The organism is Zobellella taiwanensis, from assembly GCF_003012795.1.
Taxonomy (GTDB): Bacteria; Pseudomonadota; Gammaproteobacteria; order Enterobacterales; family Aeromonadaceae; genus Oceanimonas; species Oceanimonas taiwanensis.
On record NZ_PXYH01000030.1, the window covers coordinates 1 to 26,748 of the forward strand.

The 26,748-nt window shown below is 63.3% G+C and carries 21 protein-coding genes, 5 tRNA genes and 1 pseudogene; 8 read left to right on the forward strand and 19 right to left on the reverse strand.

The features are described 5' to 3' along the window. Positions 1 to 167: 167 nt before the first annotated feature. From C7I36_RS15910 to aspA, 4 genes are all read right to left on the reverse strand, one after another. Complete coding sequence (locus C7I36_RS15910) at positions 168 to 1,658, reverse strand: alanine/glycine:cation symporter family protein (RefSeq protein WP_106454670.1); 1,491 nt, start codon at positions 1,656 to 1,658, stop codon at positions 168 to 170. Between the two features lie 521 nt (positions 1,659 to 2,179). Beyond that, complete coding sequence (locus C7I36_RS15915; protein ID WP_106454671.1) at positions 2,180 to 2,938, reverse strand: M15 family metallopeptidase; 759 nt, start codon at positions 2,936 to 2,938, stop codon at positions 2,180 to 2,182. A gap of 106 nt (positions 2,939 to 3,044) precedes the next feature. Then, positions 3,045 to 4,346, reverse strand: a complete 1,302-nt coding sequence (locus C7I36_RS15920) for an anaerobic C4-dicarboxylate transporter (RefSeq protein WP_106454672.1) — start codon at positions 4,344 to 4,346, stop codon at positions 3,045 to 3,047. Between the two features lie 71 nt (positions 4,347 to 4,417). Then, positions 4,418 to 5,857, reverse strand: a complete 1,440-nt coding sequence (aspA, locus tag C7I36_RS15925) for an aspartate ammonia-lyase (RefSeq protein ID WP_106454673.1) — start codon at positions 5,855 to 5,857, stop codon at positions 4,418 to 4,420. Between the two features lie 233 nt (positions 5,858 to 6,090). Between aspA and C7I36_RS15930 the strand changes: the two genes are divergently transcribed. Beyond that, positions 6,091 to 6,273 carry a YgaP family membrane protein gene (locus tag C7I36_RS15930; protein ID WP_106454674.1) on the forward strand — a complete coding sequence of 61 codons (183 nt, stop codon included), beginning with the start codon at positions 6,091 to 6,093 and terminating at the stop codon, positions 6,271 to 6,273. Between the two features lie 36 nt (positions 6,274 to 6,309). On the opposite strand, the gene pta is transcribed toward C7I36_RS15930, so the two are convergent. Together pta and C7I36_RS15940 are read right to left on the reverse strand one after the other, a co-directional pair. After that, entirely contained in the window at positions 6,310 to 8,472 is a 2,163-nt protein-coding gene (pta, locus tag C7I36_RS15935; RefSeq protein WP_106454675.1) for a phosphate acetyltransferase, read from the reverse strand. A gap of 13 nt (positions 8,473 to 8,485) precedes the next feature. Continuing rightward, on the reverse strand, positions 8,486 to 9,691 hold the full coding sequence (locus tag C7I36_RS15940) for an acetate kinase (protein WP_106454676.1): 1,206 nt from the start codon (positions 9,689 to 9,691) through the stop codon (positions 8,486 to 8,488). Positions 9,692 to 9,970: 279 nt separating this feature from the next. Here C7I36_RS15940 and yfbV point away from each other — a divergent pair, with 279 nt between their 5' ends. Then, complete coding sequence (gene yfbV / locus C7I36_RS15945) at positions 9,971 to 10,411, forward strand: terminus macrodomain insulation protein YfbV (protein WP_106454677.1); 441 nt, start codon at positions 9,971 to 9,973, stop codon at positions 10,409 to 10,411. 5 nt (positions 10,412 to 10,416) lie between these two features. On the opposite strand, the gene frdD is transcribed toward yfbV, so the two are convergent. From frdD to frdA, 4 genes are read right to left on the reverse strand one after another with little or no spacing between them, the layout of a single operon-like run. Then, complete coding sequence (gene frdD, locus C7I36_RS15950; protein WP_106454678.1) at positions 10,417 to 10,785, reverse strand: fumarate reductase subunit FrdD; 369 nt, start codon at positions 10,783 to 10,785, stop codon at positions 10,417 to 10,419. Between the two features lie 8 nt (positions 10,786 to 10,793). Then, positions 10,794 to 11,183, reverse strand: coding sequence for a fumarate reductase subunit FrdC (gene frdC, locus C7I36_RS15955; RefSeq protein ID WP_106454679.1), 390 nt, complete (start codon positions 11,181 to 11,183; stop codon positions 10,794 to 10,796). A gap of 10 nt (positions 11,184 to 11,193) precedes the next feature. Next, positions 11,194 to 11,919 carry a succinate dehydrogenase/fumarate reductase iron-sulfur subunit gene (locus tag C7I36_RS15960; RefSeq protein ID WP_106454680.1) on the reverse strand — a complete coding sequence of 242 codons (726 nt, stop codon included), beginning with the start codon at positions 11,917 to 11,919 and terminating at the stop codon, positions 11,194 to 11,196. Beyond that, positions 11,919 to 13,700, reverse strand: a complete 1,782-nt coding sequence (gene frdA, locus C7I36_RS15965; protein WP_219899678.1) for a fumarate reductase (quinol) flavoprotein subunit — start codon at positions 13,698 to 13,700, stop codon at positions 11,919 to 11,921. The genes C7I36_RS15960 and frdA overlap by 1 nt, the downstream gene beginning before the upstream one ends. Before the next feature lie 186 nt (positions 13,701 to 13,886). On the opposite strand from frdA, the gene tpx reads away from it, so the two are divergent. The 3 genes from tpx (at position 13,887) to C7I36_RS15980 (ending at position 18,384) form a co-directional block, all read left to right on the forward strand. Further along, the gene (gene tpx, locus C7I36_RS15970) at positions 13,887 to 14,387 is read left to right on the forward strand and encodes a thiol peroxidase (RefSeq protein WP_106454682.1); all 501 of its coding nucleotides are present in this window, start codon (positions 13,887 to 13,889) and stop codon (positions 14,385 to 14,387) included. Between the two features lie 153 nt (positions 14,388 to 14,540). Further along, the gene (locus C7I36_RS15975; protein ID WP_106454683.1) at positions 14,541 to 15,449 is read left to right on the forward strand and encodes a TIGR01777 family oxidoreductase; all 909 of its coding nucleotides are present in this window, start codon (positions 14,541 to 14,543) and stop codon (positions 15,447 to 15,449) included. A 16-nt stretch (positions 15,450 to 15,465) separates the two neighbouring features. After that, positions 15,466 to 18,384 (forward strand): bifunctional diguanylate cyclase/phosphodiesterase, encoded by a 2,919-nt coding sequence (locus tag C7I36_RS15980; protein ID WP_106454684.1) that lies wholly within the window; start codon positions 15,466 to 15,468, stop codon positions 18,382 to 18,384. On the opposite strand, the gene C7I36_RS15985 is transcribed toward C7I36_RS15980, so the two are convergent. Then, positions 18,381 to 20,819 (reverse strand): ABC transporter permease, encoded by a 2,439-nt coding sequence (locus tag C7I36_RS15985; RefSeq protein ID WP_106454685.1) that lies wholly within the window; start codon positions 20,817 to 20,819, stop codon positions 18,381 to 18,383. The genes C7I36_RS15980 and C7I36_RS15985 overlap by 4 nt on opposite strands. Next, complete coding sequence (locus C7I36_RS15990) at positions 20,812 to 21,495, reverse strand: ABC transporter ATP-binding protein (protein ID WP_106454686.1); 684 nt, start codon at positions 21,493 to 21,495, stop codon at positions 20,812 to 20,814. Before C7I36_RS15990 ends, C7I36_RS15985 begins: the two co-directional genes overlap by 8 nt. Between C7I36_RS15990 and C7I36_RS15995 the strand changes: the two genes are divergently transcribed. Beyond that, entirely contained in the window at positions 21,494 to 22,096 is a 603-nt protein-coding gene (locus C7I36_RS15995) for an arylesterase (protein ID WP_106454689.1), read from the forward strand. The two genes, C7I36_RS15990 and C7I36_RS15995, sit on opposite strands and share 2 nt — an antisense overlap. Before the next feature lie 18 nt (positions 22,097 to 22,114). On the opposite strand, the gene C7I36_RS16000 is transcribed toward C7I36_RS15995, so the two are convergent. From C7I36_RS16000 to gltX, 6 genes are all read right to left on the reverse strand, one after another. Next, on the reverse strand, positions 22,115 to 22,786 hold the full coding sequence (locus C7I36_RS16000) for a DNA-3-methyladenine glycosylase I (protein ID WP_106454687.1): 672 nt from the start codon (positions 22,784 to 22,786) through the stop codon (positions 22,115 to 22,117). Positions 22,787 to 22,889: 103 nt separating this feature from the next. Further along, positions 22,890 to 22,965 (reverse strand) — tRNA-Ala (locus C7I36_RS16005). A 20-nt stretch (positions 22,966 to 22,985) separates the two neighbouring features. Next, a tRNA-Ala gene (locus tag C7I36_RS16010) sits at positions 22,986 to 23,061 on the reverse strand. Positions 23,062 to 23,097: 36 nt separating this feature from the next. Beyond that, a tRNA-Ala gene (locus C7I36_RS16015) sits at positions 23,098 to 23,173 on the reverse strand. A gap of 38 nt (positions 23,174 to 23,211) precedes the next feature. Beyond that, positions 23,212 to 23,287 (reverse strand) — tRNA-Ala (locus C7I36_RS16020). Between the two features lie 210 nt (positions 23,288 to 23,497). Continuing rightward, positions 23,498 to 24,910, reverse strand: a complete 1,413-nt coding sequence (gene gltX / locus C7I36_RS16025) for a glutamate--tRNA ligase (protein WP_106454688.1) — start codon at positions 24,908 to 24,910, stop codon at positions 23,498 to 23,500. Between the two features lie 210 nt (positions 24,911 to 25,120). Between gltX and C7I36_RS16030 the strand changes: the two genes are divergently transcribed. Beyond that, positions 25,121 to 25,669: a LysM-like peptidoglycan-binding domain-containing protein gene (locus C7I36_RS16030; protein WP_106454690.1), complete on the forward strand. Its 549-nt coding sequence runs from the start codon at positions 25,121 to 25,123 to the stop codon at positions 25,667 to 25,669. A gap of 376 nt (positions 25,670 to 26,045) precedes the next feature. Next, positions 26,046 to 26,390, forward strand: a pseudogene (locus tag C7I36_RS16035) (integrase core domain-containing protein); the annotation flags it as partial. Between the two features lie 214 nt (positions 26,391 to 26,604). Here C7I36_RS16035 and C7I36_RS16040 read toward each other — a convergent pair. Further along, positions 26,605 to 26,681 (reverse strand) — tRNA-Asp (locus tag C7I36_RS16040). Positions 26,682 to 26,748 lie beyond the last annotated feature (67 nt).

Sequence of the window (26,748 nt, forward strand, 5' to 3'; positions counted from 1 at the left end):
CTTCCTTCAGACCCCACCGTTGGCCAGTGGCGCCCTTGCCAGTCGGATTGTCTTCCCCTCAGTCGGGGTGACGCCATCTTCTTTCAGATGGCCGGGTTTGCCGGCTTCGCCGGGCAAACAAAAAAGGCCGGAACAAGTCCGGCCTTGGAGAGCGCGAGGGGCAGCCGTCAGCTGCGCTCCGCCTGGGCGTTGACCGGTGCGGCAGCATCGGCGGCAGGCTTGGCGGCCTTGTCCTTGACCCAGTGATCGGCGTTCTTGATGCCGAGCTTGACCGGATCGAAGGTGGGATCCAGGCCCTTGGCTTTCTGCTCTTCGTAGTCCTTGAGGGCGATCAGCGCCGGCTTCTGCAGCAGCAGGATGGCGACGATGTTCAGCCAGGCCATCAGGCCCACGCCGATATCACCCAGGCCCCAGGCCAGTTCGGCGGTTTTCACCGAGCCGTATACCACGGAGGACATCAGCACCAGCTTGAGCACAAAGGTCAGCCAGGGACGATGTACCTTGCGGTTGATGTAGGCCACGTTGGTTTCGGCGATATAGTAGTAGGCCAGTATGGTGGTGAAGGCGAAGAAGAACAGCGCCACCGCCACAAATACGCTGCCGAAGCCGGGCATGACCGACTCGACCGCCGCCTGGGTGTAACCCGGACCAGCGGACACGCCGGGCAGCTGCTCGACGATGGCTTCGCCGGCCTTGCCCATGACGTTGTAGGCACCGGTGATGATGATCATGAAGGCAGTCGCGGAGCACACGAACAGGGTGTCGACGTACACGGAGAAGCCCTGCACCAGGCCCTGCTTGGCCGGGTGGGACACCTCGGCGGCGGCGGCGGCGTGCGGACCTGTGCCCTGGCCGGCTTCGTTGGAGTAGATACCGCGCTTGACGCCCCACTCAATGGCCAGGCCCAGGATGGCACCAAAGCCGGCCTGCATACCAAAGGCGCTGCCCACGATCAGGCTGATGACTTCGGGCACCTTGCCCACGTTCATCAGGATGATGACGAAGGCCACCAGGATATAGCCCAGCGCCATGAAGGGGACCACTATCTGGGTAAAGTGGGCAATACGCTTGACGCCACCGAAGATGATGAGGCCGAGCAGGATGACCACAGCGGCGGCCGACACCGAAGTCGGGATGCCGAAGGCGGTTTCAATGCCGGAGGCGATACTGTTGGCCTGTACGCCGGGCAGCAGCACACCGCAGGCAAGGATGGTGGAGAAGGCGAAAATCCAGGCATACCACTTCATGCCCAGGCCTTTCTCGATATAAAAGGCGGGACCACCGCGATACAGTCCGTTGTCGTCCTTTTCCTTGTAAATCTGCGCCAGGGCGGATTCCACAAAGGCGGTACCGGCGCCCAGGAAAGCCACTACCCACATCCAGAATACGGCACCGGGACCACCGAAGGTGATGGCGGTGGCCACGCCGGCGATATTACCGGTACCGACCCGGCCGGACAGCGACAGCGCCAGGGCCTGGAATGAGGAAATACCGGCGGGGGAAGATTCGCCCTTAAACATCAGGCGGACCATTTCCTTGATATGCCGAAGCTGGAGGAAGCGGGTACGCAGGGAGAAGTAGAGACCCACACCCAGACACAGATAGATCAGGGGAAGGCTCCAAATGTAGCCGTTTATGGCATTAACCAGATCACTCATAGTAACGTCCTTTGTTCTGATTCCGATGGCGGCGAGAGCAGCACATCGTCCTGTAAGAGGGCTTTGCTTTCACGATCAAACCTGGGTCGGATCGGTAAGTGCAGGGAAAATTACTCCGCTCTCCGGGAGATCACAAGTAGGGCAACCGATTAGAATTTCTCATCGACAACCCGGCTTTAGGTTAACAACCGGATAACAGCCGTCCGCCCCTGCACTCCCCCGCTTATACCCCAGCCCGGCAATGTCACGCAACACATTGTTTTTAAACAAATAAAACAAAAACAAACAACTTACAACAAGGCAACACAACCCACCATTCCGGTTTACAGCAAGATCAAAACTGTCATGGCGGAGCCGCCAAGACAATTTTCAATTCTGCAGCATCCATCACACTTTCATTTACTAAAAAAACCATTATTACAAGATTAATTAACAGGCAAGGAGGCAAACTGCCTGCCGTTCATGACAGGCAAGGGGAGTAGCGCAGTATAAAATATGGTCAAACCAGTGGCGATGCCGGCTTAGCCGCCCAGCAGCGCCACCTGCCGTTCCCAGCGCCCGGCCAGGCCGGGCAAGCGGGCCGGTCCGTAGAGGGCGTGGGGCTGCTGGGTGAACCAGGCCCAGTTCTGGTTGCCGTAGTCGAAGTGCCACCATTCGCTGGGCAGGTTGCTGAATCCGGCCCGGATCATCACGCTGTACAGCAGACGGCGGTTTTCGATGATCTCCGCCTCCTTTGGCCCCGGCCGGGCCACGGCCTCGAAGGCAGCGGTGGCCGACCAGGGGCCGATATCGTCGAATTCCGTGCCCATGTCCAGCATGCCGCCCTCGGTGTCACACAGGGTTACGTCCACGGCACCGCCGGTCAGGTGCGGGCTGGGCGAAGCCGCCTCGGCGCTGGCCGGAGCCACGAAATGACGAGCCCGCGCCAGCAGGCCGGCCTCATCCTCGCCGGGGAAATGGCGGCGCAGGGCCTGGGTCAGGGTGTTGAACAAGTACTGCTGCACCGCCAGCGGACGCCAGCCGTCCAGCACCACCAGCTCGATGCCGGCGGGCAACAGCCGGGCCGCCTTCTGCAGCCGGGCCAGCACGGAGCGCCGCACATAGCATTCGCTCAGGGCACCGCCTATGCCCAGGTGGAAATAGGTGGGGTATACCCGGATCGGCGGCGGCACCAGCCCCAGGGGGACCAGGGGTTCGTCGCATTCGTGGATGGGCAGGGCCTGCACCCGGCTCCAGTCCGGCTCGGGCTGAGTGGTCAATGCCAGGGAAAGAAAATTCATGCGGTTCGGCTCGAGGGAGTTAAGAGGGCCACAGCGTCGCCAATCGTGGCCGGTTTTGCAAGCGCGGCGCGGGCCCCGCCCCGCCGCGCTTTGATTGAGGACAGGGTTAGAGCAACAGGCCACCGATGGCAAAGCCCAGGGCCACGCTCGCCGCTATGGTCACCACTCCCGGGATGAAAAAGGGATGGTTGAAGACCGCCTTGCCGATACGGGTGGATCCGGTGTCGTCCATTTCCACCGCCGCCAGCAGGGTGGGATAGGTGGGCAGCACAAACAGGGCGCTGACCGCTGCGAAGGAGGCCACCGCCGTCAGCGGATCCACCCCAATGGCCAGGGCTGCCGGCATCAGCGCCTTGGTGGTTGCGCCCTGGGAGTAGAGCAGCATGGAAGCGAAGAACAGGGTCACCGCCAGCAGCCAGGAGTAGGTTTCCAGCAGGCCGCCGGCGAAGGATTTGATCTCCTCGATATGGTTGGACACAAAAGTATCCCCCAGCCAGGCCACCCCCAGCACACAGACACAGGCAGACATGCCCGACTTGAAGGTGGCCATGTTGGGAATGGCCGCCGCGTCCAGCCGGCAGCCCAGGGTGATGGCGCCGGCCGCAGTCAGCATGAAGATCATGATGGCTGCGTCCCGGGGCAGCACCGGGTTGGGGATCAGCCCTACCTTGTCGGAAATGGCGGTGGCGTAGAGCACCACGGCGGCAATGGCGAGCAAAAAGATCAGCACGGAGCGGCGGGCGCCGTCGCGGATCTCGATGTGGTTTTGTCCCCGCAGGCGCACCCTCCCCGCCGCCAGGCGCGCCTGGTAGACCGGATCCTGCTCCAGCGGCAGCCCCAGCACATTGGCCACCAGGGCGCCGATCATGCAGGCGGCAAAGGTGGACGGGATACAGATGGCAAGCAGGGTGAGGTAATCGACGCCCAGGGGTTCGAGGATCCCCGAAAAAAACACCACCGCCGCCGAAATGGGCGAGGCGGTGATGGCCACCTGGGAGGCGACCACGGCGATACTGAGCGGCCGGGCAGGCCTTATCCCCTGCTCCTTGGCCACTTCGGCGATCACCGGCAGGGTGGAAAAGGCGGTGTGGCCGGTGCCGGCGAACAGCGTCATCAGGTAGGTGACCAGGGGCGCGAGGAAGGTGATGTACCTGGGATGGCGGCGCAGCAGCCGTTCCGCCAGGCTGACCAGGTAATCCATGCCGCCGGCCAGTTGCATGGCGGCGATGGCGGTGATCACCGACATGATGATCAGGATCACTTCAATGGGAATGGTGCCCGGGGTCAGCCCCAGGCCCAGGGTGAGCACCAGTACGCCCAGGCCGCCGGCAAAGCCGATGCCGATGCTGCCGATGCGCGCGCCCAGGTAGATGGCGCCGAGCACTATCAATAATTCAATGCCGATCATAGTGGTTCTCCGCGGGCAGGCGTCCGTGCCTGGAAGACGACACCGGGCCCGCCAGGGGCCCGGCACAGGGACTAGCTGGTGGCGCGCTGGTAGCGCCGGGCCTTGTACTGGGGCCGCATCAGGTTGTCGATGGAGAGGATTTCGTCGAGTTGCTCGGGAGTGAGCAGGCCTCGCTCGAGCACCACCTCACGTACGCTCTTGCCGGTTTTGGCGCAGATCTTGCCTACTATGTCGCCCTCGTGGTGGCCGATATAGGGGTTGAGATAGGTGACGATGCCGATGGAATTGAGCACATAGTCCCGGCAGATGTCGGGATTGGCGCTGATCCCCTCGACACACTTCTCCCGCAGCGCGCCACAGGCCCGATCCAGCAGGTTGAGCGATTCGAACATGGCCTGGGCGATCACCGGCTCCATGACGTTCAGCTGCAACTGGCCGCCCTCCGCCGCCAGGGTTACGGTGATGTCGTTGCCGATGACCTTGAATGCCACCTGGTTGACCACCTCGGGGATCACCGGGTTGACCTTGGCCGGCATGATGGACGAGCCCGCCTGCAGCTCGGGCAGGTTGATTTCGTTGAGCCCGGCCCGGGGACCGGAGGACAGCAGCCGCAGGTCGTTGCAGATCTTCGACAGCTTGACCGCCAGCCGCTTGAAGGCGCTGTGCAGCATCACATAGGCGCCGCAGTCGGAGGTGGCTTCAATCAGATCTTCCGCCGGCACATAGGCCTGGCCGGTGATCTCCGCCAGCCGGGCAATGGCCAGGCGGGAGTATTCGGGCGGCGTATTGAGGCCGGTACCGATGGCGGTAGCCCCCAGGTTGATCTCCAGCAGCAAATCCCGGCACAGGCGGATGCTCTTGACCTCTTCCCGCAGGGTCACCGCAAAGGCGTGGAACTCCTGTCCCAGGCTCATGGGTACGGCGTCCTGCAGCTGGGTCCGGCCCATCTTGAGCATGTCCCTGAACTCCACGGCCTTGGCCTCGAGGGCCTCGATCAGCGCACTCAGCGACGCCAGCAGCCGATCGCCGCTGTTGAACAACGCCACCCTCAGGCCGGTGGGATAGGCATCGTTGGTGGACTGGCACTTGTTGACATGATCGTTGGGGTTGATCACATCGTAGCGGCCTTTGGGCAATCCCATCAGTTCGAGGGCGATATTGGCCAGCACCTCGTTGGTGTTCATATTGACCGAAGTGCCGGCACCGCCCTGGAAGACATCCACCGGGAATTGATCGAACCCCTTGCCGGTATCCAGCATCAGGTCACAGGCCTCGACGATGCGGTCGGCAATGGCCGGATCTATGGTGCCGAGCTCGCCGTTGGCCAGGGCGGCGGCCTTTTTGGTCAGCACCATGCCGCGCACCAGATCGGGCAGGTCGGAGATGGTCTGGCTGCTCAGGCGGAAGTTTTCCAGGGCGCGCAGGGTATGGATACCGTAGTAGTGGTGATTGTCCACCACCTTGGTGCCCAGCAGGTCTTCTTCGATACGAACGGGGATCATGTCGGTCATGGGAGGCCTCGGCGTTGATGATTGGCATACCCGGCTGATTTTCGCCCGGGCCATGGCACAAGACTACCTATTTGGTGGTAAAAAACCTTGATCCAGGGCACTAAACACGGCAAGGCCAGTATATTCTTCGACCTCCTCGCCCATCGGCGGATTCCTTGATCTGGATCCCTTGTGGCCACCGCCGGGAACGCCATACTATTAATTAGCAAAAACTGATATATGGAGAGGACAACATGGAAAAGAATATCGGCAGCGTCGACCGGCTGGTACGCATGGTGGTGGGACTGGTGCTGATCGCCCTGGTCTTTGTCGGTCCCCAGACACCCTGGGGCTGGCTGGGGGTGATTCCGCTGCTCACCGCCTTCGTCAGCTTCTGCCCGCTGTACCGGCTGCTGGGCATAGGCCGCGGAAAATAAGCCACGCCCCCCGGCCCGGACCGGGGGACGGGAGCGTCAGCCCTTGGCGCCGAGCTGGCTGGCCTGGATGGCGGTGAGGGCAATGGTGTAAACGATGTCGTCCACCAGGGCGCCCCTGGACAGGTCGTTCACCGGCTTGCGCATGCCCTGCAGCATGGGGCCGATGGATACCAGGTCCGCCGAGCGCTGTACCGCCTTGTAGGTGGTGTTGCCGGTGTTCAGATCCGGGAAGATGAACACCGTCGCCTTGCCCGCCACCGGCGAGTTGGGGGCCTTGGACTTGGCCACATTCTCCATGATGGCGGCGTCGTACTGCAGCGGGCCGTCGATCACCAGATCCGGACGTTTCTCCTTGGCGATGCGGGTGGCCTCGCGCACCTTGTCGACATCGGCGCCGGTGCCGGAGGTGCCGGTGGAGTAGGAGATCATCGCCACCCGCGGTTCTATGCCGAAGGCATGGGCCGATTCGGCGGACTGGATGGCGATCTCCGCCAGCTGTTCGGCGGTGGGATCCGGGTTGATGGCACAGTCGCCGTACACCAGCACCTGGTCCGGCAGCAGCATGAAGAACACCGAGGACACCAGCGAGCTGCCGGGGGCGGTCTTGATGATCTGCAGCGGCGGACGGATGGTGTTGGCGGTGGTGTGGATGGCGCCGGACACCAGGCCGTCCACCTCGTCCCGCTCCAGCATCATGGTGCCCAGCACCACGTTGTCCTCGAGCTGTTCCTGGGCCACCACCTCGGTGATGCCTTTGGACTTGCGCAGCTCCACCAGGCGCTCCACGTAGTTGTTGCGTACCTGCACCGGATCCACGATTTCCACCTTTTCGTCCAGCACCACCCCCTGCTGGGCGGCCACCCGCATGATTTCATCCGGGTTGCCGAGCAGCACCGGCCGGGCGATGCCCCGCTCGGCACAGATGGCGGCGGCCTTGATGGTGCGCGGCTCCTCGCCTTCCGGCAGCACGATGCGCTTGGCGGCGCGGCGGGCCAGCTCGGTGAGCTGGTAGCGGAAGGCGGGCGGGCTCAGGCGGCGGCTGCGGGCCGATTTGGCGCTGAGCGATTCGATCCAGTGCTTGTCGATATGGCCGGCCACATAGTCCTGCACCAGCTCGATCCGGCCGAGATCGTCCACCGGTATCTCCAGGTTGAAGTGCTGCAGGCTGACCGCGGTCTGCCAGGTGTTGGTGTTGACCATGAGGATCGGCAGGCCGGTTTCGATGGCGCGCTGGCACAGGGCCATGATCTGGGGCTCGGGATGGTAGCTGCCGGTGAGCAGCAGGGCGCCGATCTTGACCCCGTTCATGGCCGCCAGGCAGACCGAGACGATAACGTCGGAACGGTCGCCGGAGGCCACCAGCAGGCTGCCCGGGCGGAAGTGCTCCACCATGTTGTGGATGGCCCGGGCGCAGAAGGTCACGCTCTGCAGCCGGCGGCTATTGAGTTCGCCTTCGTTGATCACCACGGCGTTGAGGTGGCGGGCCAGATCCACCGCCCGCGGGGCCACCAGCTGGGTATTCCAGGGAATGCAGCCGAGGATGCGCAGCGGCGTCTTGCCGAATACCTGCAGTACCTCCAGGTTGGCGGAGACATGCTCGCCCCTGTAGTTGGGGTTGAACATCTCGGTGAGATCGGGCCGGGTATTGCCCTGTTCATCCACCGGCGCGCCCACCTTGTTGATGATGCAGCCCACGATACGCTTGTTGACCACGCCGCCGAAGTTGGAGCAGGCCAGCTCGAGGCGTTCTTTCAGCTGCTGGCTGGAGTCGCTGCCGGGCTGGGCGATAAACACCATGTCCGCGTCCAGCGCCTTGGCGATGTCGTAGTTGATGCGGGTGGCAAAGGGCTGCTTGTCGGTGGGGATCAGGCCTTCCACCACCACCACCTCGGCGCCGCTGTCCTTAACGTGTTTTTCGAAGCGGGCGACAATTTCCTCCAGCAGCACGTCCAGGTTGCCGGCGGAGATCATGCTCTCGGCGTAGCTCAGGGCAAAGGGCTCCGGCGGCGTGATATTGGAGCCGTTGGCGATCACCGCACTGGAGTGATCCTGGCCCTTGCGCCGGGAACGCGGCTGGGACACCGGCTTGAAGAAGCTGATATTGACCCCGTTGCGCTCCATGGCGCGTACCATGCCGAGGCTCACCGAAGTACCGCCGACACCGCTGCTGACGGGCACGAGCATTATGGTTCTGGCCATCTTGATTCTCCCCTTAGTGTTGCACGCCGGACAGCGCCAGCGCATCCTGGGCGATCACCCACTCTTCATTGGTGGGCAGTACCCACACCGGCAGGCTGCCGGGCTGGCTGATACAGCCGGCCTTGCCAAAGCGGGCCGCCAGGTTGGCGTCGCCATCCAGCGTCACCCCGAGCAGGGCCAGGCGGGACAGGGTCAGTTCCCGCACCAGGGCGGAGTTTTCGCCGATACCGCCGGTGAACACGATGGCGTCCAGGCGGCCGTCGAGGGCACAGGTATAGCCGGCGATGTACTTGGCCAGGCGATAGCAGAAGATATCCAGGGCCCGCCTGGCTTCCGGCAGGTGGTGGTAGTTGTCTTCGGCGAAGCGGCAGTCGCTGCTGTTCTCGGTCAGGCCCAGCAGGCCGGATTCCTTGGTCAGCAGGGTGTTGATGCGGTCGGTGCTGTAGCCCAGCACGTCGTGCAGGTGGAAGATGATGGCCGGATCGATGTCGCCGCTGCGGGTGCCCATCACCAGGCCCTCGAGCGGGGTCAGGCCCATGGAAGTGTCCACCGACTCGCCGTTTTTGATGGCGCACACCGAAGCGCCGTTGCCCAGGTGGCAGCTGATGATGTTAAGCTCGCCGACCGGCCTGTTGAGCACCCCGGCCGCTTCCTGGGCAATAAAGTAGTGGCTGGTGCCGTGCATGCCGTAACGGCGGATGCCGTGCTCCCGGTACAACGAATAGGGAATGGCGTAAAGATAGGCCTGTTCGGGCATGGTCTGGTGGAAGGCGGTATCGAACACCGCCACCTGGGGCAGGGCGGGAAAGGACTTGCGCGCCGAGGCAATGCCCACCAGGTGGGCCGGGTTGTGCAGCGGAGCCAGGCTGGCGCAGTCCTCTATGCCCTTGATCACGGTGTCGTCGATCAGCACAGAGCGGGTAAACTGTTCGCCGCCGTGCACCACCCTGTGGCCCACGGCCACCAGGCCCTGCAGCAGTTCGGGGTTGGGATTGAGCAGACTTGCCACGATAAAGTCCAGGGCTTGCTGGTGGGCGGCGCCGGCACCCAGCTCGGCGCTGCCCTTTTCGCCGTTGAGCTTCCACTTGATGCGGGCATCGGGCAGGTAGAAGCACTCGGCCAGGCCCGACAGCTTTTCACTGCCGTTTTCGGCGTCTAGGATGGCGAACTTGAGCGAGGAGCTGCCGCAGTTCAGCACAAGGACCAGCTTGTTAGTCATTTGGAAACCTTTTCGTCAGGGGTTACGAAATCGTCTTGCCCGACGCCGCGCGGCGGGCAATAAATATCACTTTAACTCTATCCTTAAGAGAAGGCACATTGCCAAATGGCGGCTGGGCCGGGATCATCCCTGACGGCACCGGTCTGACCGGCATCATGAAGGGCAGGATAATACCCTTTTTACTGTCGTAAAATAACAGGAAGTTTGGACATTTTTTTGACTTGTATCGATGAACTGTAATTTAACTACATTCACCCTGACGGCCGACCGGGAGGAAACATGAGCCTGTTCACCCATACCCTGCACAGGGGCAAGGAATACCTCGGCGTCTGGCCGCAGGAGCGCCAGCTGGCCCCCATGTTTCCGGAATACCGCATCATGACCGCCACCCGCTTCGGCGTGAAGACGCTACCGGCCCTGATCACCCTGAGCCTGTTGTTCCAATTCCAGTTTGGCGCCGCCGAATACTGGCCCAGTGTGGTAGCCTCGGTGCTCTTTCTCGCCAGCCTGCCCCTGCAGGGGTATTACTGGCTGGGCAAACGCGCCGACACCCGACTCCCTCCCTCCCTCCACCAGTGGTATTGGCAGTTGCACGAAAAAATCGCGGCGGCCGGCATTCCGGTCAAGGAGCCGGTCTCCCGCCCCCGCTACTACGAGCTGGGGGAAACCCTGAGCCTGGCCTTCAAACAGCTGGACAAGTCCTTTATCAACGATATTTAAGCCGGCTAGAGCCCCAGTACCAGCATAACGGCCAGCAGCGACACCAGGGCGGCGAAGCCGTAGCACAGCACCTTGCCCATGACCCCCAGGTTCAGCCGCAGATCATGGGTGCCGTGGTGGATGCGGTGCATGGCGTGCCACAGGGGCAATATGATGGAGCCCAGGATAAACAGGGCTCCTATCCAGTGGCTGGCAAAGCCATGCACCCGCTCGAAGGCCAGGTAGTCCCGACTCAGCAGCCCAAGCGGTACCAGCACACCCACCAGGAGTACGGTAATGGGGGTAATCATGGCGAACCAGCTGCCGCCGGCGCCGAACAGGCTCCACCAGATGGGCTCTTCCGAGCGGCGGGGATGGGGATGGATGGGTTTCATATCGACTCCTAGCTTAAAAACCACAGCAGACAGAACAGGCTGATGGCGGCGGTCAGCGCCCACTGCACCGCCGCCACCTTCACCGCCGGCAGCCGTTCGCCCCTGATCTTCACCGGCATCACCTGGGGCATCATCAGAAAGAAGGTGGCGGCGTGGAACAGGCTGCCGGCCAGGGCCAGCAGATTCAGCGCTATCACCAGGGGGCTGGCCATAAAGGCCAGCCAGCCGGCCCAGGCCTCCGGGCCCCGGCCCAGGCTCCACAGCCCGGCCAGCAGGCAGAGGCTGAAAAAGGTCAGCGGCAGCACAGTGGCTTCCCGCAGCATGTACCGCCGGTAGGGAGGCTTCTTCAGCCACCAGTCGGCCTTCATTTCCCGGACATAGGGTTTGCGAGCGCTCATGGTTTTCCCCTCAGTGGCGGCGCAGGGCGGCCAGCAGGTAGCTGACGCCCGAGTCTATCTTGCTCTGGTTGACGGCGGCGGCCGGATCCACCTCTTTCGGGCAGACCTCGGAGCAATAGCCCACGAAGGTGCAGCCCCAGGCGCCGTCGTCGCCATTGATCAGTGTCATCCGCTCGTGCCGGCCCTGGTCCCGGCTGTCCAGGTTGTAGCGACGGGCCAGGGTGATCGCCGCCGGCCCCAAAAAACGGGGGTTGAGCCCCACCTGGGGGCAGGCGGCGTAGCACAGGCCGCAGTTGATGCACTGGGAAAAGCCGTGGTAGGCGTCCATCTGGGCCGGGGTCTGGGTATTGGGCCCCTGCTCGACGGTTCTGTCGTTGCCGATGATATAGGGCTTGATGGCTTCGATCCGCTCCACGAAGGGGGCCAGATCCACCACCAGATCCTTTTCGATGGGATAGTTCTCCAGGGGCTCGATACGCAGTTCGTCGTAGTCCCGCAGGAAAGTCTTGCAGCCGAGTTTGGGCACGCCGTTGACCATAAAGCCGCAGGAGCCGCAGATGGCCATGCGGCAGGACCAGCGGTAGGTCAGGCTGGGGTCTATCCGGTCCTTGATATGGTTGAGGGCGTCCAGCACCGAGGTGGTGTCGTTCCAGGGAATGTCGTAGCGCTGCAGGTGGGGTTCGTCGTCCCGCTCCGGATCGTAGCGCAGTATCTGCACGGTTTTCAGCTGGCTCATCAGGCTTTCTCCCCTTGTTCCGCTTCGGCGCCATAAACCCGTCTGGCCGGCCGCGAGCGGGTGATGCAGACCTCGCTGTAGCCAATCTCGGGCGCGCCGTCGGCCCGGTAACGGGCCAGGGTATGTTTGAGGTAGCGCTCGTCGTCCCGCTCCCGGCAGCCTTCGTCCAGCCGCTGGTGGGCGCCGCGGGATTCCTTGCGCCGGATGGCGCTGTGGGCCATGGCCTCGGCCACGTCCAGGCAGTAGCCGAGTTCTATGGCGCCGATCAAGTCGGTATTGAACACCCGGCCCGGGTCCCGGATAGCGATATGGCGGTAGCGCGCCTTCAGCTCGGCAATCTTGTCGATGGTGGCCTGCATCAGATCTTCCCGGCGGTAGATGCCGCAGCCTTCCTCCATGGTCCGGCCCAGCTCGTCGCGGATGTCGGCCCAGCTCTGATCCCCCTGCTGTTGCCTGAGCGCCTGCAGCCAGCCCGCGACCCGGCCCGCCTCGGCGGCGATGGCCGCCTCGTCGAAGGGGCGCTTCTCCGCCGCCAGCCGGGCCGCCGCTTCCCCGGCCTGGCGGCCGAACACCAGCAGCTCGGCCAGCGAGTTGGAGCCCAGCCGGTTGGCGCCGTGGAGTCCGCTGGAGGCGCATTCGCCCACCGCGAACAGGCCCCGGATCCGGGTCTGGCTCTCTTTGTCCACCTCTATGCCGCCCATGGTGTAGTGGGCGGTGGGGCGGATGGGGATGGGCTCCTTCACCGGATCCACGTTGACATAGGCCTTGGCCAGCTCGCAGATAAAGGGCAGCCGTTCTTTCAGTTTTTTCTCGCCCAGGTGGCGCAGATCCAGGTGCACCACCTCGCCCAGGGGGTGGGAAATGGTGTTGCCCTTTTGCAGCTCGTGCCAGAAGGCCTGGGACACCTTGTCCCGCGGGCCCAGCTCCATGTATTTGTTTTTCGGCTCGCCGAGCGGGGTTTCCGGGCCCAGGCCGTAGTCCTGCAGGTAACGGTAGCCGTGGCGGTTGAGCAGGATGCCGCCCTCGCCCCGGCAGCCCTCGGTCATCAGTATGCCGGAGCCGGGCAGGCCGGTGGGGTGGTACTGCACGAACTCCATGTCGCGCAGGGGCACGCCATGGCGGTAGGCCATGGCCATGCCATCGCCGGTGACGATGCCGCCGTTGGTGTTGTAGCGGAACACCCGGGCGGCGCCGCCGGTGGCCAGGATCACCGCCCGGGCGCGGATCAGCACCAGCTCCCCTTCGGCCAGGTGCAGCGCCACCAGACCCTGCACCCGCCCCTCGGCCACCACCAGGTCGAGCACGAAGAACTCGTCGAAGCGCTTGATCTGCGGGTACTTTATCGAGGTTTGGAACAGTGTGTGCAGCAGGTGGAAGCCGGTCTTGTCGGCGGCGAACCAGGTGCGCTCGGTTTTCATGCCGCCGAAGCGGCGCACGTTGACACTGCCGTCGTCCTTGCGGCTCCAGGGGCAACCCCAAAGTTCCATCTGGGTCATTTCCCGCGGACACTCGGCCACGAAGCGCTCGACCACGTCCTGCTCGCACAACCAGTCGCCGCCGGAAACGGTATCGTCGAAGTGCTGGTCCAGGCTGTCTTCATCCTTGATCACGGCGGCCGCACCGCCCTCCGCCGCCACAGTGTGGGAACGCATGGGGTAGACCTTGGACAACAGGGCAATATGTAGCGAGGGATCCGCCTCGGCGGCGGCGATGGCGGCCCGCAGGCCCGCGCCACCGGCACCGACCACGGCGATATCCAGGGTGAGGGTTTGCACAGGCATCTCCTGAGAGTGAGGATTCAATGCACCACTTTAGAGGTATTTTATTGCAATGACATTGATATGTGTCATAAACAGAGACAAACGAAGCTGGCCGGCCGGCGACAAAAAGCTGTTCCTTGTGATGAAAACTGTTACCTTATTTTCGTTAACCAATAACCAACACCAACAACCACTAGGAGAGTCTCAATGTCTTCCGTTACGTTCCAAGGCAACCCCGTCGCCGTTTCCGGTCAACTGCCCGCCGTGGGCCAGGCCGCGCCCGATTTCACCCTGACCGGCGCCGACCTGAGCGACATCAAGCTGGCCGATTTCCAGGGCCGCAAGGTGCTGCTCAACATCTTCCCCAGCATAGATACCGGCGTATGCGCCACCAGCGTACGCAAGTTCAATGAAAAGGCCGCCGCCCTCAGCAACACCCAGGTGCTGTGCGTGTCCATGGACCTGCCCTTTGCCGGCAGCCGCTTCTGCGCCGCCGAGGGCATCGACAACGTGCAAATCGCCTCCGCCTTCCGCCACGTGGATTTCCTCACCCGCTACGGCGTGGCGCTGAGCGACGGCGCCCTGCGCGGCCTTTCTGCCCGGGCCGTGGTGTGCATCGACGAGCAGGGCAAGGTCCGCCATGTAGAGCGCGTGGCCGAGCTGACCAACGAACCGGACTACGAGGCCGCCCTGCAGGCACTCAAGTGATCCTGCCGGATCCCTGTTCGCCTGGATTTTTTTATTAAGATCAATCAACTATCCTGATAAGGCGGGGTAATCTACAGACTTACTCACAGTTTGTGTGGATAACCCCCCTGGTTTTCGGGGCCCCCGGGGCCCCGACATGAAGAGGATTGCGCGATGAAGATACTGCTTACCGGAGGAACCGGCTTTGTCGGCCGTCGCCTGATGAGCCACCTGCGCCCGCACCATCAGGTGTCGGTGCTGAGCCGTTCGCCCAATAAGGTGTATCAGCGTCTGGGACACGATATCGAGGCCATCGCCTCGCTCGATGATCTGCAGGATCTGGACGGTTTCGACGCCGTCATCAACCTCGCCGGCGAGCCCATCGCCGACAAACGCTGGAGCCCGGCACAGAAGGAGCGCATTTGCCACAGCCGCTGGCGGATCACCGAACGGCTGGTGGCCCTGATGCACGCCGGCCGGCGTCCGCCCCGGGTATTGATCAGCGGCTCGGCGGTCGGCTTTTACGGCCGCCAGGACGATACCCTGGTGGACGAAGACACCCACCCCCATCCCGAATTCAGCCACGACGTCTGCCAGCGCTGGGAGCAGCTCGCCCTGTCCGCCGACGGCGAGCAGACCCGGGTCTGCCTGATCCGCCTCGGCGTGGTGCTCGGCGCCGAGGGCGGAGCCCTGGCCAAAATGCTGCCCAGTTACCGGCTGGGACTCGGCGGCCCCATCGGCTCCGGCCGGCAGTACCTGTCCTGGATCCATATCGAGGACGTGGTCAACCTGGTGCTGTTCCTGCTCGATCACCCGGAGTGCCGGGGAGCCTTCAACGCCACCGCCCCCGAGCCGGTAACCCAGGCCCAATTCAGCAAAACCCTGGCCGCCTGCCTTGGCAAACCCCACTTCGCGCGCATCCCCGGCTGGCTGATGCGGCTGCTGTTCGGTGAAATGGCCGACCTGCTGCTGACCGGCCAGCGGGTGATGCCGGTACGACTGCAGCAGGCGGGGTTCCATTTCCGTTATCCGACCCTCGACAAGGCCCTGAAAGAAACCCTGAGCCCCCTGCTTAAAACCTGATCCGCCAGGACGCCCCATGACCGACTCCAGACCGGTATCGCCCACCCTTGCCACCACCGCCGTGGTACTGGTCTTTCTGGTCAGCCTGCTGGCCGGTCTCGGCGTCGTCCGCTACCAGTCCGACCAGCAGGTGCGTCAGCGCCAGCTGGCCGCCATCGACATGGCCCGCTTCCACATCAACAGCCTGCAAGTCCAGCTCGAGCGCAACCTGTCCTCGGCCTACGCCCTGGCCGCCCTGATCCGCCAGGGCCAGGGCGAGATCCGCGACTTCGAACAGGTCGCCGGCCAGTTGCTGCCCTTCTATCCCTCGGTCCGGGCCCTGGCCCTGTCGCCCGGGGGCATAGTGACCCAGACCTACCCACTGGCAGGCAACGAAGGGTCGATTGGGCTCAATCAGTTTACGCATCCGGCCCAGCGGGCGGAGGCGTTGCTCGCCCGGGATGCCCGCCGGCTGACCCTGACCGGCCCGGTGGAGCTGGCCCAGGGCGGCACCGGCCTGATCGGCCGGCTGCCGGTGTTCCTGGGGGAAGACGAGGGCCGTTTCTGGGGGTTTGTCAGCGTGGTCATCATACTGTCCGAGCTGCTGGAGCAGGCCGAACTGGGCTCGCCGGAGCTGAGGGGATACCGGGTCCAGCTCTGGCGCACCCTGCCCGAGGACACCGGCGGCGGCCGCCAGCTGATCGCCGGGGTCGACGGCGAGCGGCTGGAAGACGCCATCACCGAGCCCCTCACCCTGCCCAACGGCACCTGGTATCTCAGCCTGTCGCCTCCCGCCGGCTGGCGCGACACCGGCGCCCTCGCCGGTCAGTTGCTGCTGGCCGTCCTGTTCAGCGGCCTGCTCACCTTTCTCGCCGCCCTGCTGGTGCGTACCCGTCGCCAGGCCCGGGAGCTGGAGCGACAAGTGCGGGCGCGCACCGCCGAGATCAGCGATGCCCGCAACCGGCTGGCGGCCACCCTGGCCGCCCTGCCCGATCGTCTGTTCGAACTGGACGAAGCCGGCCATTGCCTGCCCGGTGGCCAGCAGGGCGAGCCCGAGCCGCAAGCGGCCGGTGCCATCCGCCGGGCCCTGGCGGAGGCCGGGCGCCAGGGCCACTCCCGCGGCCACCAGTATGTGGTGCATCAGGACGGGCGGGAATACTGGTTTGAAATCTCCCTGAGCCGCCGCCAGGGCAGCGAGCCGGGGTTTGTACTGCTGTCCCGGGATATCAGTGAGCGCAAGCGGGCCGAGCAGGAGGTGCAGTCCCTGGCCCAGCGCTACCATTCCCTGATCGCCGCTTCCAACACAGGTGCCTGGGAGTACGACAGCCGGACCGGCGAACTGCTGTGCAGCGACGAGTATTTTTCCATGCTCGGCCGGGACAGGGCCGACTACCGTCGTCGGCGGGGCAATAACCTGGCCGGGATATGGAGTGAACTGCTGCACCCGCAAGACCGCGAGCAGGCGGAGCGCAATTTTACCGACTATCTGGCGCGAGACGAGGATACCCTTTACGAAAACCAGTTCCGCATGCGCCACGCCGACGGCAGCTGGGTCTGGATACTGTCCCGGGGGCGCACCCTGCGCGACGCCGAGGGCCGCGCCAGCAGCCTGACCGTAGGCACCCATATCGACATCAGCCAGCAGATCCGCGATCGGGAGCAAATTCATTTTCTGGCCCATTACGATCCCCTGACCAACCTGCCCAACCGCAGCCTGCTGATGGATCGCACCCGCCAGGCCATCCAGCTGGCGCGGCGGGAGCAGGGACAGCTGGCCCTGCTGTTTCTCGACCTCGACCGTTTCAAGAGCATCAACGACTCCCTCGGCCACAAGGTGGGCGACAAGCTGCTGATACAGGTGGCCGAACGGCTGCGACGGCTGTGCCGCCAGCAGGACACCCTGTCCCGCTTCGGCGGTGACGAATTCATTCTGGTGCTGCCCCAGACCACGCCACCCGGGGTGGCCCACTTCGCCCAGCGGCTGCTGGCGGAAATGGCGGAGCCCTACCACATCAAGGGTCACGATATTCGTGTGTCGGTCTCGCTTGGCATCGCCCTCTATCCCGAGGACGGCCGCCAGTTCAGCGAGCTGTATCAGCATGCAGACATCGCCATGTACCAGGCCAAGGCCGCCGGGCGCAACAGCTACCGTTTCTTTACCGCCGAAATGCAGGAGCGCTACAGCCGCATGCTGGCACTGGAAAACGGCCTGCGCGAGGCGGTGGCCCGGGATCAGCTGAGTCTGGTTTACCAGCCCCAGTACAGCCTTGCCGAGCAGCGCCTGATCGGCTTCGAGGCACTGCTGCGCTGGCAGCATCCGGAGCTGGGCCCGGTATCCCCGGCCGAGTTCATCCCCATCGCCGAGCAGAGCGGCGTGATCGTGCCGCTGGGCGAATGGGTGCTGGCCCGGGCGCTGGAGCAGCAGGCCGAATGGCACCGCCAGGGCCTGCCGCCGGTGCCGGTGGGGGTCAATGTGTCCGCCGTGCAGTTTCGCCACCCGGGCTGGTGCGAACGGCTCGCCGACCTGCTCGGCAAAGCCGGGATGGCCGCCGGCGGGCTGGAGCTGGAACTGACCGAAAGCGTGATCATGGACAATCCCCAGCAAGCCATAGCGGTGATGGACAGCCTGGTCCGGCTCGGCGTGCGCCTGGCGCTGGACGATTTCGGCACCGGCTATTCTTCCCTCAGCTATCTCAAGCGCTTTCGCCTGAGCCGGCTGAAGATAGACCAAAGCTTTGTACGCGATCTGCTGCGGGATGAAGAAGACAGGACCATAGTCCGCACCATCATCAGCCTGGCCCGCAACCTGGGGCTGGATACGGTCGCGGAAGGGGTGGAAACCCGGGAACAGCTGGAGTTGCTGCAACGGCTCGGCTGCGACCAGGCCCAGGGCTATTACCTGGGCCGTCCATTGCCGGCGGAGCAGGCCACGGCCCTGCTCCGCCAGGCCGGCTAGCCACTCAGCCCCTGGGAATACTGGCGCAACCGGGCCGCGAGCGGGCCACGCACTATGCCGCCCACCCGGCCGGTAAGCAGCAGCAACGCCGCCCCCAACAGGGGCAGCCCCAACCAGACTTCGGGGTGGGGTTGCCAGGGCAGGTCGAGCCAGCCCGGCAGCAGCACCGCCACGCACAACTCGACTGCCAGGGCGGCGGCCAAACCGGCCGCCAGTCCCGCCGCCAGCCACTCCCAGCGCAGGGAGGCGCGGATCAACCCCTCGCCCGCCCCCAAGGTGCGCAGCAGCACCAGCTCCCGGCGCCGGCTTTCCAGGGTGGCCTCGACCTGGGCCAGCAATACCAGCAGGCTGGCGCCGGTCACCAGCGCCATGATCACCAGCAGCGCCTGGCTGACCCGGGTCAGCACCTGGCGCAGCTGGACCAGCAGGGCATCCACGTCGAATACCGTTATGGTGGGAAAGTCTCGCAGCAGCGCTACCTCAAACGGTTCCTGACCGGCCGGCAGGTGGAAACTCGCCATCCAGGCCGCCGGAGAGCCGGCCAGTACATCCGGGGTCAGGATCAGGAAAAAGTTGGGCTTCATGCTGTCCCAGTCCACGGCGCGGATGTTGCGCACCTCGGCGGCAACCTCCAGCCCCGCCAGATCCAGGGTGATGATGTCGCCCAGCTCCAAGGCCAGCCGCTCGGCCAATCCGGACTCTACCGAGACTCCGCCCGGGGCCACCGACCACTCCCCCGCCAGCAGGCGGTTGCCCTCGGGCAAAGCCTGGCTCCAGGTCAGGTTGAGTTCCCGCCCCAGTCCCCCACCCTGCTCGCTGTTGATCTCCCGCACCGGGACCTGGTTTACTCCGGTCAGCCGACCGCGCACTATGGGGTAAAAACGGGAACTGTCGAAGCCGGATCCGGCCAGGCGCTGGCGGATCGGCTCCAGTTCGGTCTCGGCAATATTAATGAGAAAGCGGTTATGGGTATCCGGCGGCAGCCGGGCCAGAAAGCCGTCGGTCAGCTCACCACGCACCACCCACAGCAGGCAGGCCAGGAACAGTGCCAGGGACACGCCGCCAAACTGCAGCAGGGTAGCCAGCCGGGCCCGTTGCAGGCGGCTGATCGCCAACGTCCAGGCCACGCTGCCGCGCCGGCGACGCGCCAGGGTCAGCAGCAGCCAGCACAGGCCTCCCAGCACCGCCGCCAGCGCCAGCATGCCGAGCAGCAGGCCCAGGGCCAGGCTCAGGCTGCCGGCGAACAGCCAGCTCAGCAGGAAGGTGCCGCCCAGCAGTATGCCGCCGCTCCACCAGGGGGAAACCCTGGCCTGGGCCTCATTGCGCAGCACGCGCAGCGGAGGCACCTGCAACAGCCGCCAGAGGGGAACCAGCGACAGCATCAGGGTGGTGAGCAGGGCCAGCCCGGCCGCCACTGCGAATGGCAATAACGACGGTGGCGGCAACGGAATGGCCAGCGTCTCGCCCAGGCTGAGCAGGATCAGTTTGTGCAGGCCATAGCCGATAGCACCGCCGAGCAGGGCACCCATGATCATCAGGCCGCACAGCAAACGGCCGAACCAGCCAAACAGCTGGCGCCGACCGGCGCCCAGGGTTTTCAGCAGGGCCACTCTGTCCTGCTCCCGGCGCGAGAAATAGCCAAGAGCGATGGCCATGGCGAGAATACCGAGCAACACGCCGGTCAGCGATGCCAGGCGAAAAAACTGCTCGGCGCGGGTGATGGAACGGGCTACAGGGGTATCGGCATCATCCGGCCCCTGCCAGCGCTGGCCCTCCTGCAGCCTGGGCTGCAGCCAGGCACCATAGGCCTCCAGCGCGGCCTCCTCCCCCTTGAACAAATAGCGGTAACGGCTGCGGCTGCCTTCCATCAGGATACCGGTTGCCGCCACATCATCCAGGTGCAGCAGGGCCCGGGGCGCCAGCAGGAAGGGGGAAAAGCCCTGATCCGGCTCGCCGACCAGTTCACCGGCTACCGTCAACTCGATATTGCCGAGTTCGACCTGTTCGCCGGGGGCCACGTCCAGCAAGGCCAGCAGCCTGGCCGACAGCCAGATCTGGCCCGGCCGCACCTGGCCCGCCGGTGCCAGGCGCAACTCGCCATAGAAGGGAAAAGCGTCGTCCACGGCGCGCAGGCTGGCCAGTTGCAACGTCTCGTTGGCAAACAGCATGCTGTTGAAGGACTGGCCCCGGGAAACCGCCAGGCCGCGTCGCGCCGCTTCCTCCAGCCAATCCCCGGCCGCCGGCCGGCTGCCGGTGAGGATGCGATCCGCCGCCAGATAATCTCGCCCCGAGGCCTGCAGGGCGCTGTTCAGGCGATCCGCCACCAGGGTCACGCTCAGTATGCTGGCTACGCACAACGCCAGCGCCAGCAAAAACAACCGCAGCGGGCCCTGCCCCGCTTCCCGCCAGACCAGACCCCAGCCCAAACTACGCATGCTGCTCCTCCAGACGACCCGCGGTCATCAGCAGGCGCCGCTCGCAGCGGCCGGCCAGGGCGTCGTCGTGGGTGACGATCACCAGGGTAGTGCCGTGCTCCCGGTTGAGCCGGAACAGCAATTCGATGATCTGGGCACCGGTGCCATGGTCGAGATTGCCGGTCGGCTCATCCGCCAGCAGTATGTCCGGCTCGATCATAAAGGCGCGGGCGATCGCCACCCTTTGCTGCTCTCCCCCCGACAACTGGCCGGGAAAGTGGCGGGTGCGCTGACCCAGCCCCACCTGCTCCAGCAACGCCAGGGCCCGCTCCCGGTTGTGGCTGCGCCCCTGCAACTCGGCCGGCAGCATGACGTTTTCGAGCGCGGTCAGGGTCGGCAGCAGCAGGAAGGACTGGAAAACAAAGCCGATATGGCGGGCGCGCAAGACCGCCCGCTGCTCTTCATCCAGCTCGGACAGCGACTGTCCGGCAATCACAATGTCCCCCTGGCTGGCCAGATCCAGCCCGGCCAGCAGGCCGAGCAGGGTCGACTTGCCCGAGCCGGACGCCCCCACCAGGGCCAGACTCTGGCCAGGCTTGACTTCGAATGAAATCCCCTGAAGGATGGTCAATTGTTCATCGGCAAGGCCGATGCTGTGCGTCAGCCCGGCCACCCTGATAATCGGAGAACACGTCATGTCGAAAGTCCTTCTGCTAGTGCTGCTGTTGATGTCGTCGGTCGCCCAGGCGAATACGGTGCTGATCCTGGGCGACAGCCTTAGCGCCGGCTACCGGATGGCGGCAGAGCAGGCCTGGCCCCAGTTGCTGGCCAAACAGTGGCGCCAGGAAGGCCGCCGGGTGGAGGTAGTCAATGCCAGCGTCAGCGGCGATACCACCCAGCAGGGCCTGCAACGTCTGCCTCCCCTGCTGGAACGCCACCAGCCCAGCCTGGTACTGCTGGAGCTGGGCGGCAACGACGGCCTGCGCGGCCTGCCGCCGCCGCTTATCCAGCGTAATCTGAGTACCCTGATTGAGCTGGCGGACGACGCCGGTGCACGCGTGGTGCTGACCGAAATCAAGCTACCGCCCAACTATGGCCGCCGCTACCTGCAACAGTTTGAACAGGTGTTCAGCCAGTTGGCGGATCAACACCGGCTGCCACTGCTGCCGTTTTTTGTCGAGCCGCTGATCGGCCGCCAGGGAATGATGATGGACGACGGCATCCATCCCACCGCCGATGCCCAGCCGCTGATTGCCGGCCAGGTACACGCCTTCCTCACTCCCTACCTGGAGCCCTGAACTCTCATTCCAGACCATTCAGCCCATTGAAAAGGCGATGGTCTTGCTGATTTCGCTGAAGCTCAGGCCGCTTTGCCGGCGCCACAGATTAAACGCATCCTGAGCCTGCAACATGCCTTTTTTGCTGCCCAGACCCGCCTCCACCACCGCATGATGGCGGAGGTAGGCCGTCACGTCCTGGCTGAAGATAAAGGTGTCCACTCCAAGCCGGCGCAGGGCATAGGGGGTAATGTTGCCCCCCAGCAGACTGCCATGACGTTTGATCTCGAGCCAGAGGCCCACCCTGTCCTGTTCGGGCCAATGGGCGACAAAGGCGCCAAAGCCCCCGTGGGCTTCGCCCAGCTCTAATACCATACGGGCATTGACCGGCACGGCAGCGATTTTCTTCGCATGTCGGACTATGCCTTCATCTCCGTTTAAACGCTCCATATGGCGCTCATCGAGCAGCAGCATCCGGTGGGGATCAAAACCGAAAAAAGCCCGTTCAAAAGCAGGCCATTTATTGCGGATAACCTGCCAGACAAACCCGGACTGGAACAGGCTCATGGTAAAGGAAGACAACCAGCGATCATCGGGAATGGCGGCCAGCTCGGCAGGGCCGAGCAGGGGAGTATCAATCAGACGGCGCAGCGCAGCCTCTCCGCCTTTGCGCTGGCAGGCCCGCTGGTAAATATGGTCGAAATGCTCCATGAAAAAAGCCTCGTTTGAGTTTTCTTCATTGTGCGTGGAGCCCGGCTTTGGGTGCAAGCCACAAAAGCAAAAAGCCGCTGCATCTCTGCAGCGGCTTTCTGTTTGGTGGAGCTAGGCGGGATCGAACCGCCGACCTCTTGCATGCCATGCAAGCGCTCTCCCAGCTGAGCTATAGCCCCGAATTCGGGTCAGATTGTTTTGGTGGAGCTAGGCGGGATCGAACCGCCGACCTCTTGCATGCCATGCAAGCGCTCTCCCAGCTGAGCTATAGCCCCAAAACAATGCTGTTTTACTGGTGTTCTTCTGCCGCCTGGTGGAGCTAGGCGGGATCGAACCGCCGACCTCTTGCATGCCATGCAAGCGCTCTCCCAGCTGAGCTATAGCCCCATTTGGCAGAAATGACTTAAGGGGTTACCAAGAAATCTTGGTGGAGCTAGGCGGGATCGAACCGCCGACCTCTTGCATGCCATGCAAGCGCTCTCCCAGCTGAGCTATAGCCCCGCTTAAGTCTCTCGGGGACTTTGTCCCTGCGAGCGAGGCGCATAATAGGCAGGGGGCACTTTAGTGTCAACCTCAAAATAAAAAAAGCCGTTCAACCAGTCATTTTTTAAGCGATGGAGGCTGAAAGCCGGAAGCGTAATAAAAGACGGCGCCGTATCAAGGCGCCGTTTGTTTTTCTTCTGGCTTCCAGCTTATCGCTTAAGGCGGTGGTTAGCCCTGGGCCCGTTCGGCGATAAAGGCCAGGGCCGTGTCGATACGCGCCAGCACCCTGTCCTTGCCGAGCAGCGCCATAACGCCGTCGATGGCCGGCGACTGGCCCTGGCCTGTGACCGCCACCCGCAGCGGCATGCCCACCTTGCCCATGCCTAGCTCCAGCTCGGCGGCGGTGGCGTTGACGGCCTCGTGGATGGCGCCGGCCTGCCAGTCGGCCAGCTCCGCCAGCCTGGTGCGGGCCAGGGCCAGGGGCTCGGCCGCCACCGGACGCAGGTGCTTCTTGGCCGCACCCTCCTCGAAGGCGGAAAAATCCTCGAACAGGTAGCGGCTCTGGGCCGCCAGCTCCTTCAGGGTCTGGCAGCGTTCGGCGTACAGGCTCACCACCTCGGCCAGAGCCGGGCCCTGGCTGAAGTCGATACCCTGATCGCGCATATGCCACTCCAGGTGGCCCGCCACTTCCCCGGCCGGCAGGGTCTTGATGTAGTGCTGGTTCAGCCACAGCAGCTTGTCGGTATTGAAGGCGGAAGCCGACTTGCTGATGGCGTCGAGGGAGAACAGGGACACCATCTCCTCCAGGGAGAAGATCTCCTGGTCGCCGTTGGACCAGCCCAGGCGCACCAGGTAATTGAGCAGGGCCTGGGGCAGGTAGCCGTCATCCCGGTACTGCATCACGCTGACGGCGCCGTGGCGCTTGGACAGCTTGGCGCCGTCGTCGCCCAGGATCATGGACACATGGGCGAATTCGGGCACGGGCGCGCCCAGGGCGTGGTAAATGTTGATCTGGCGGGGGGTATTGTTGATGTGATCCTCGCCACGCACCACATGGGTGATGGCCATGTCCCAGTCATCCACCACCACGCAGAAGTTGTAGGTGGGCGCACCGTCGGTGCGGCGGATGATCAGGTCGTCCATCTCCCGGTTGGCGATCTCGATATGGCCGCGCACGTGGTCCTCGAACACCACGGCGCCGTCGGTCGGGTTCTTGAAACGGATCACATGGGGCGTGCCGGCGGGATGTTCATGGCCGCCATGGCGACAGGTGCCGTCGTAGCGGGGCTTTTCACCGTTGGCCATCTGCTGCTCGCGCAGGGCTTCCAGCCGCTCCCTGGAGCAGTAGCACTGGTAAGCCTTGCCCTCGGCCAGTAGCCGGTCGATCAGCTCGTTGTAACGGTCAAAACGCCGGGTCTGATAGTAGGGACCCTCGTCCCAGCCCAGGCCCAGCCAGTTCATGCCCTCGAGAATGGCGTCGATGGCCTCCTGGGTGGAGCGCTCCAGATCGGTGTCTTCGATGCGCAGGACGAACTCGCCCTGGTGATGACGGGCGTAGAGCCAGGAATACAAAGCCGTGCGCGCGCCGCCGACATGGAGGAAACCGGTGGGGCTGGGAGCAAACCGCGTTTTAACTGTCATGAGTTCTGCCTTAGCTGGTCAAAAGCCCCGAATGGGCCAGTATTATCGAGAAGGCCGCCATTTTAACACCCGCTCAGCCGGGGTTAAACGCTTTGTCGGATCCCGGTACAGGGCTATCCCGACAAAAGCGGTCGGTAACACAAAAAGGACACTGGCCACCGCTTGTGGAGCCTCATGGAGGTGGATACACTTGTGGCCGCGAGGGCCATCATGACCAGAAAAAAAACCGTTAAAAAACACCATCCCAAAATGTCGCCGGGCAAGGACATCCACCAGTTGACCCTTCCCGTTCGTCTTGGCTTCGGCAGGCTGCTTGATCGGCTGCGGCAACTGCCTCCCAGGCACCGGCTTGCCATCCTGATATTGCTGCCCCTGTGGTTATTACTGCTGGCATGGCAACCTGCACCACCTCAGCCACCCTCACCGGTTACCGGCAGCCTCAGCCTGCCCTTGGCCCAAAGTGAGCAAAGGAGCCTGGACATACCTAATGGTGGACGCCGCATAGACCATACCCTGGGCCAGGGGGAAACCCTGGCGGCACTGTTCCGGGAATGGCAGTTGCCCGGACAGGATCTGATCGCCCTGGTACGAGCCGAGCCATCCTATAAACCACTCAGCAGACTGCAGGCCGGCCAGGATCTAACCCTGGTGATTAATGCCGAAGGACGCTTGCATTACCTGGAAATCCGGGACAACGGTCTGGTACTGAATGCCTTCCGCCGTCTTGGCCAGGAATTTGGTGCCGTCACCACGCCCTGACAGCGTCATCAAAACAAGGGCCCCTGCCGCCCTTGTCCCCACCGGTAAACCCCAACGCAACAGGGTCGTGCCAGTCAGACTTTATTAAGATACATCATTCTATAAAAATCATAATTCATTGATATATATGAACTAATATTAGAAATCCTGCTCTGCAGACTTCATATCAATCAAGATCAACCACGTGGTCTCGGTCATACATTATGAGCTTTTGAGAACCAGTCATTGATCTTTTGTCAACGCCGATTGAATACGGACTCCTTGGGAGCGTAAAACACTGAAGTGCTCTGAAGCAGCATGATAATGTTACGGATAGGAAGAACGGGTGGTCGGCCTGCCGGCAGTGAATGCAAGGCATAGAGCCCGCCGTCCTGGTGCCAGATCACAGCGTGGTCAGCCAGAGAAAGTCATGTTCCACTCGGATCAGGGAAGTCAGTACGCCAGTCGTAAGTTCCGTCAGAGAATCTGGCGCTATCGAATGACACAAAGCATGAGCCGGCGCGGCAACTGCTGGGACAACGCACCGATGGAGCGACTGTTCCGAAGTCTGAAATCTGAGTGGATACCGGCTCTGGGTTATCGAAATCTGCCTGAGGCTCAAAAGGATGTTGGGAGCTACTTGATGGACTACTACAACCGGCAACGACCTCATGCATTCAACGGCGGCATTTCACCCGTTGCGGCTGAGGAAAACCTTAAAGTACTGTCCGGGATTAGTTGACCACTACAAAGTTGTCAATGTAGGTCATATCAGCCCCGTTGTTTTGTGCATACGCAAAAACACGTTATCTGCTACTTTGACCCCCGGTCAAAACAGCATCCAGGTCACGTTTTGGTCACGAGGGGTAATTTTACAGATTGAGGAAAACTGATTTTACTTAGAGCAGAAAAGCAAGAAGCCCTTAGCTATCAACTAGCTAAGGGCTTCTTTAATATGGCGGAGCGGACGGGACTCGAACCCGCGACCCCCGGCGTGACAGGCCGGTATTCTAACCAACTGAACTACCGCTCCGCAAAAGCTGTATAGTCAGGAGTACTATATTGGGTGCCTGGCAGTGACCTACTTTCACATGGCAGCT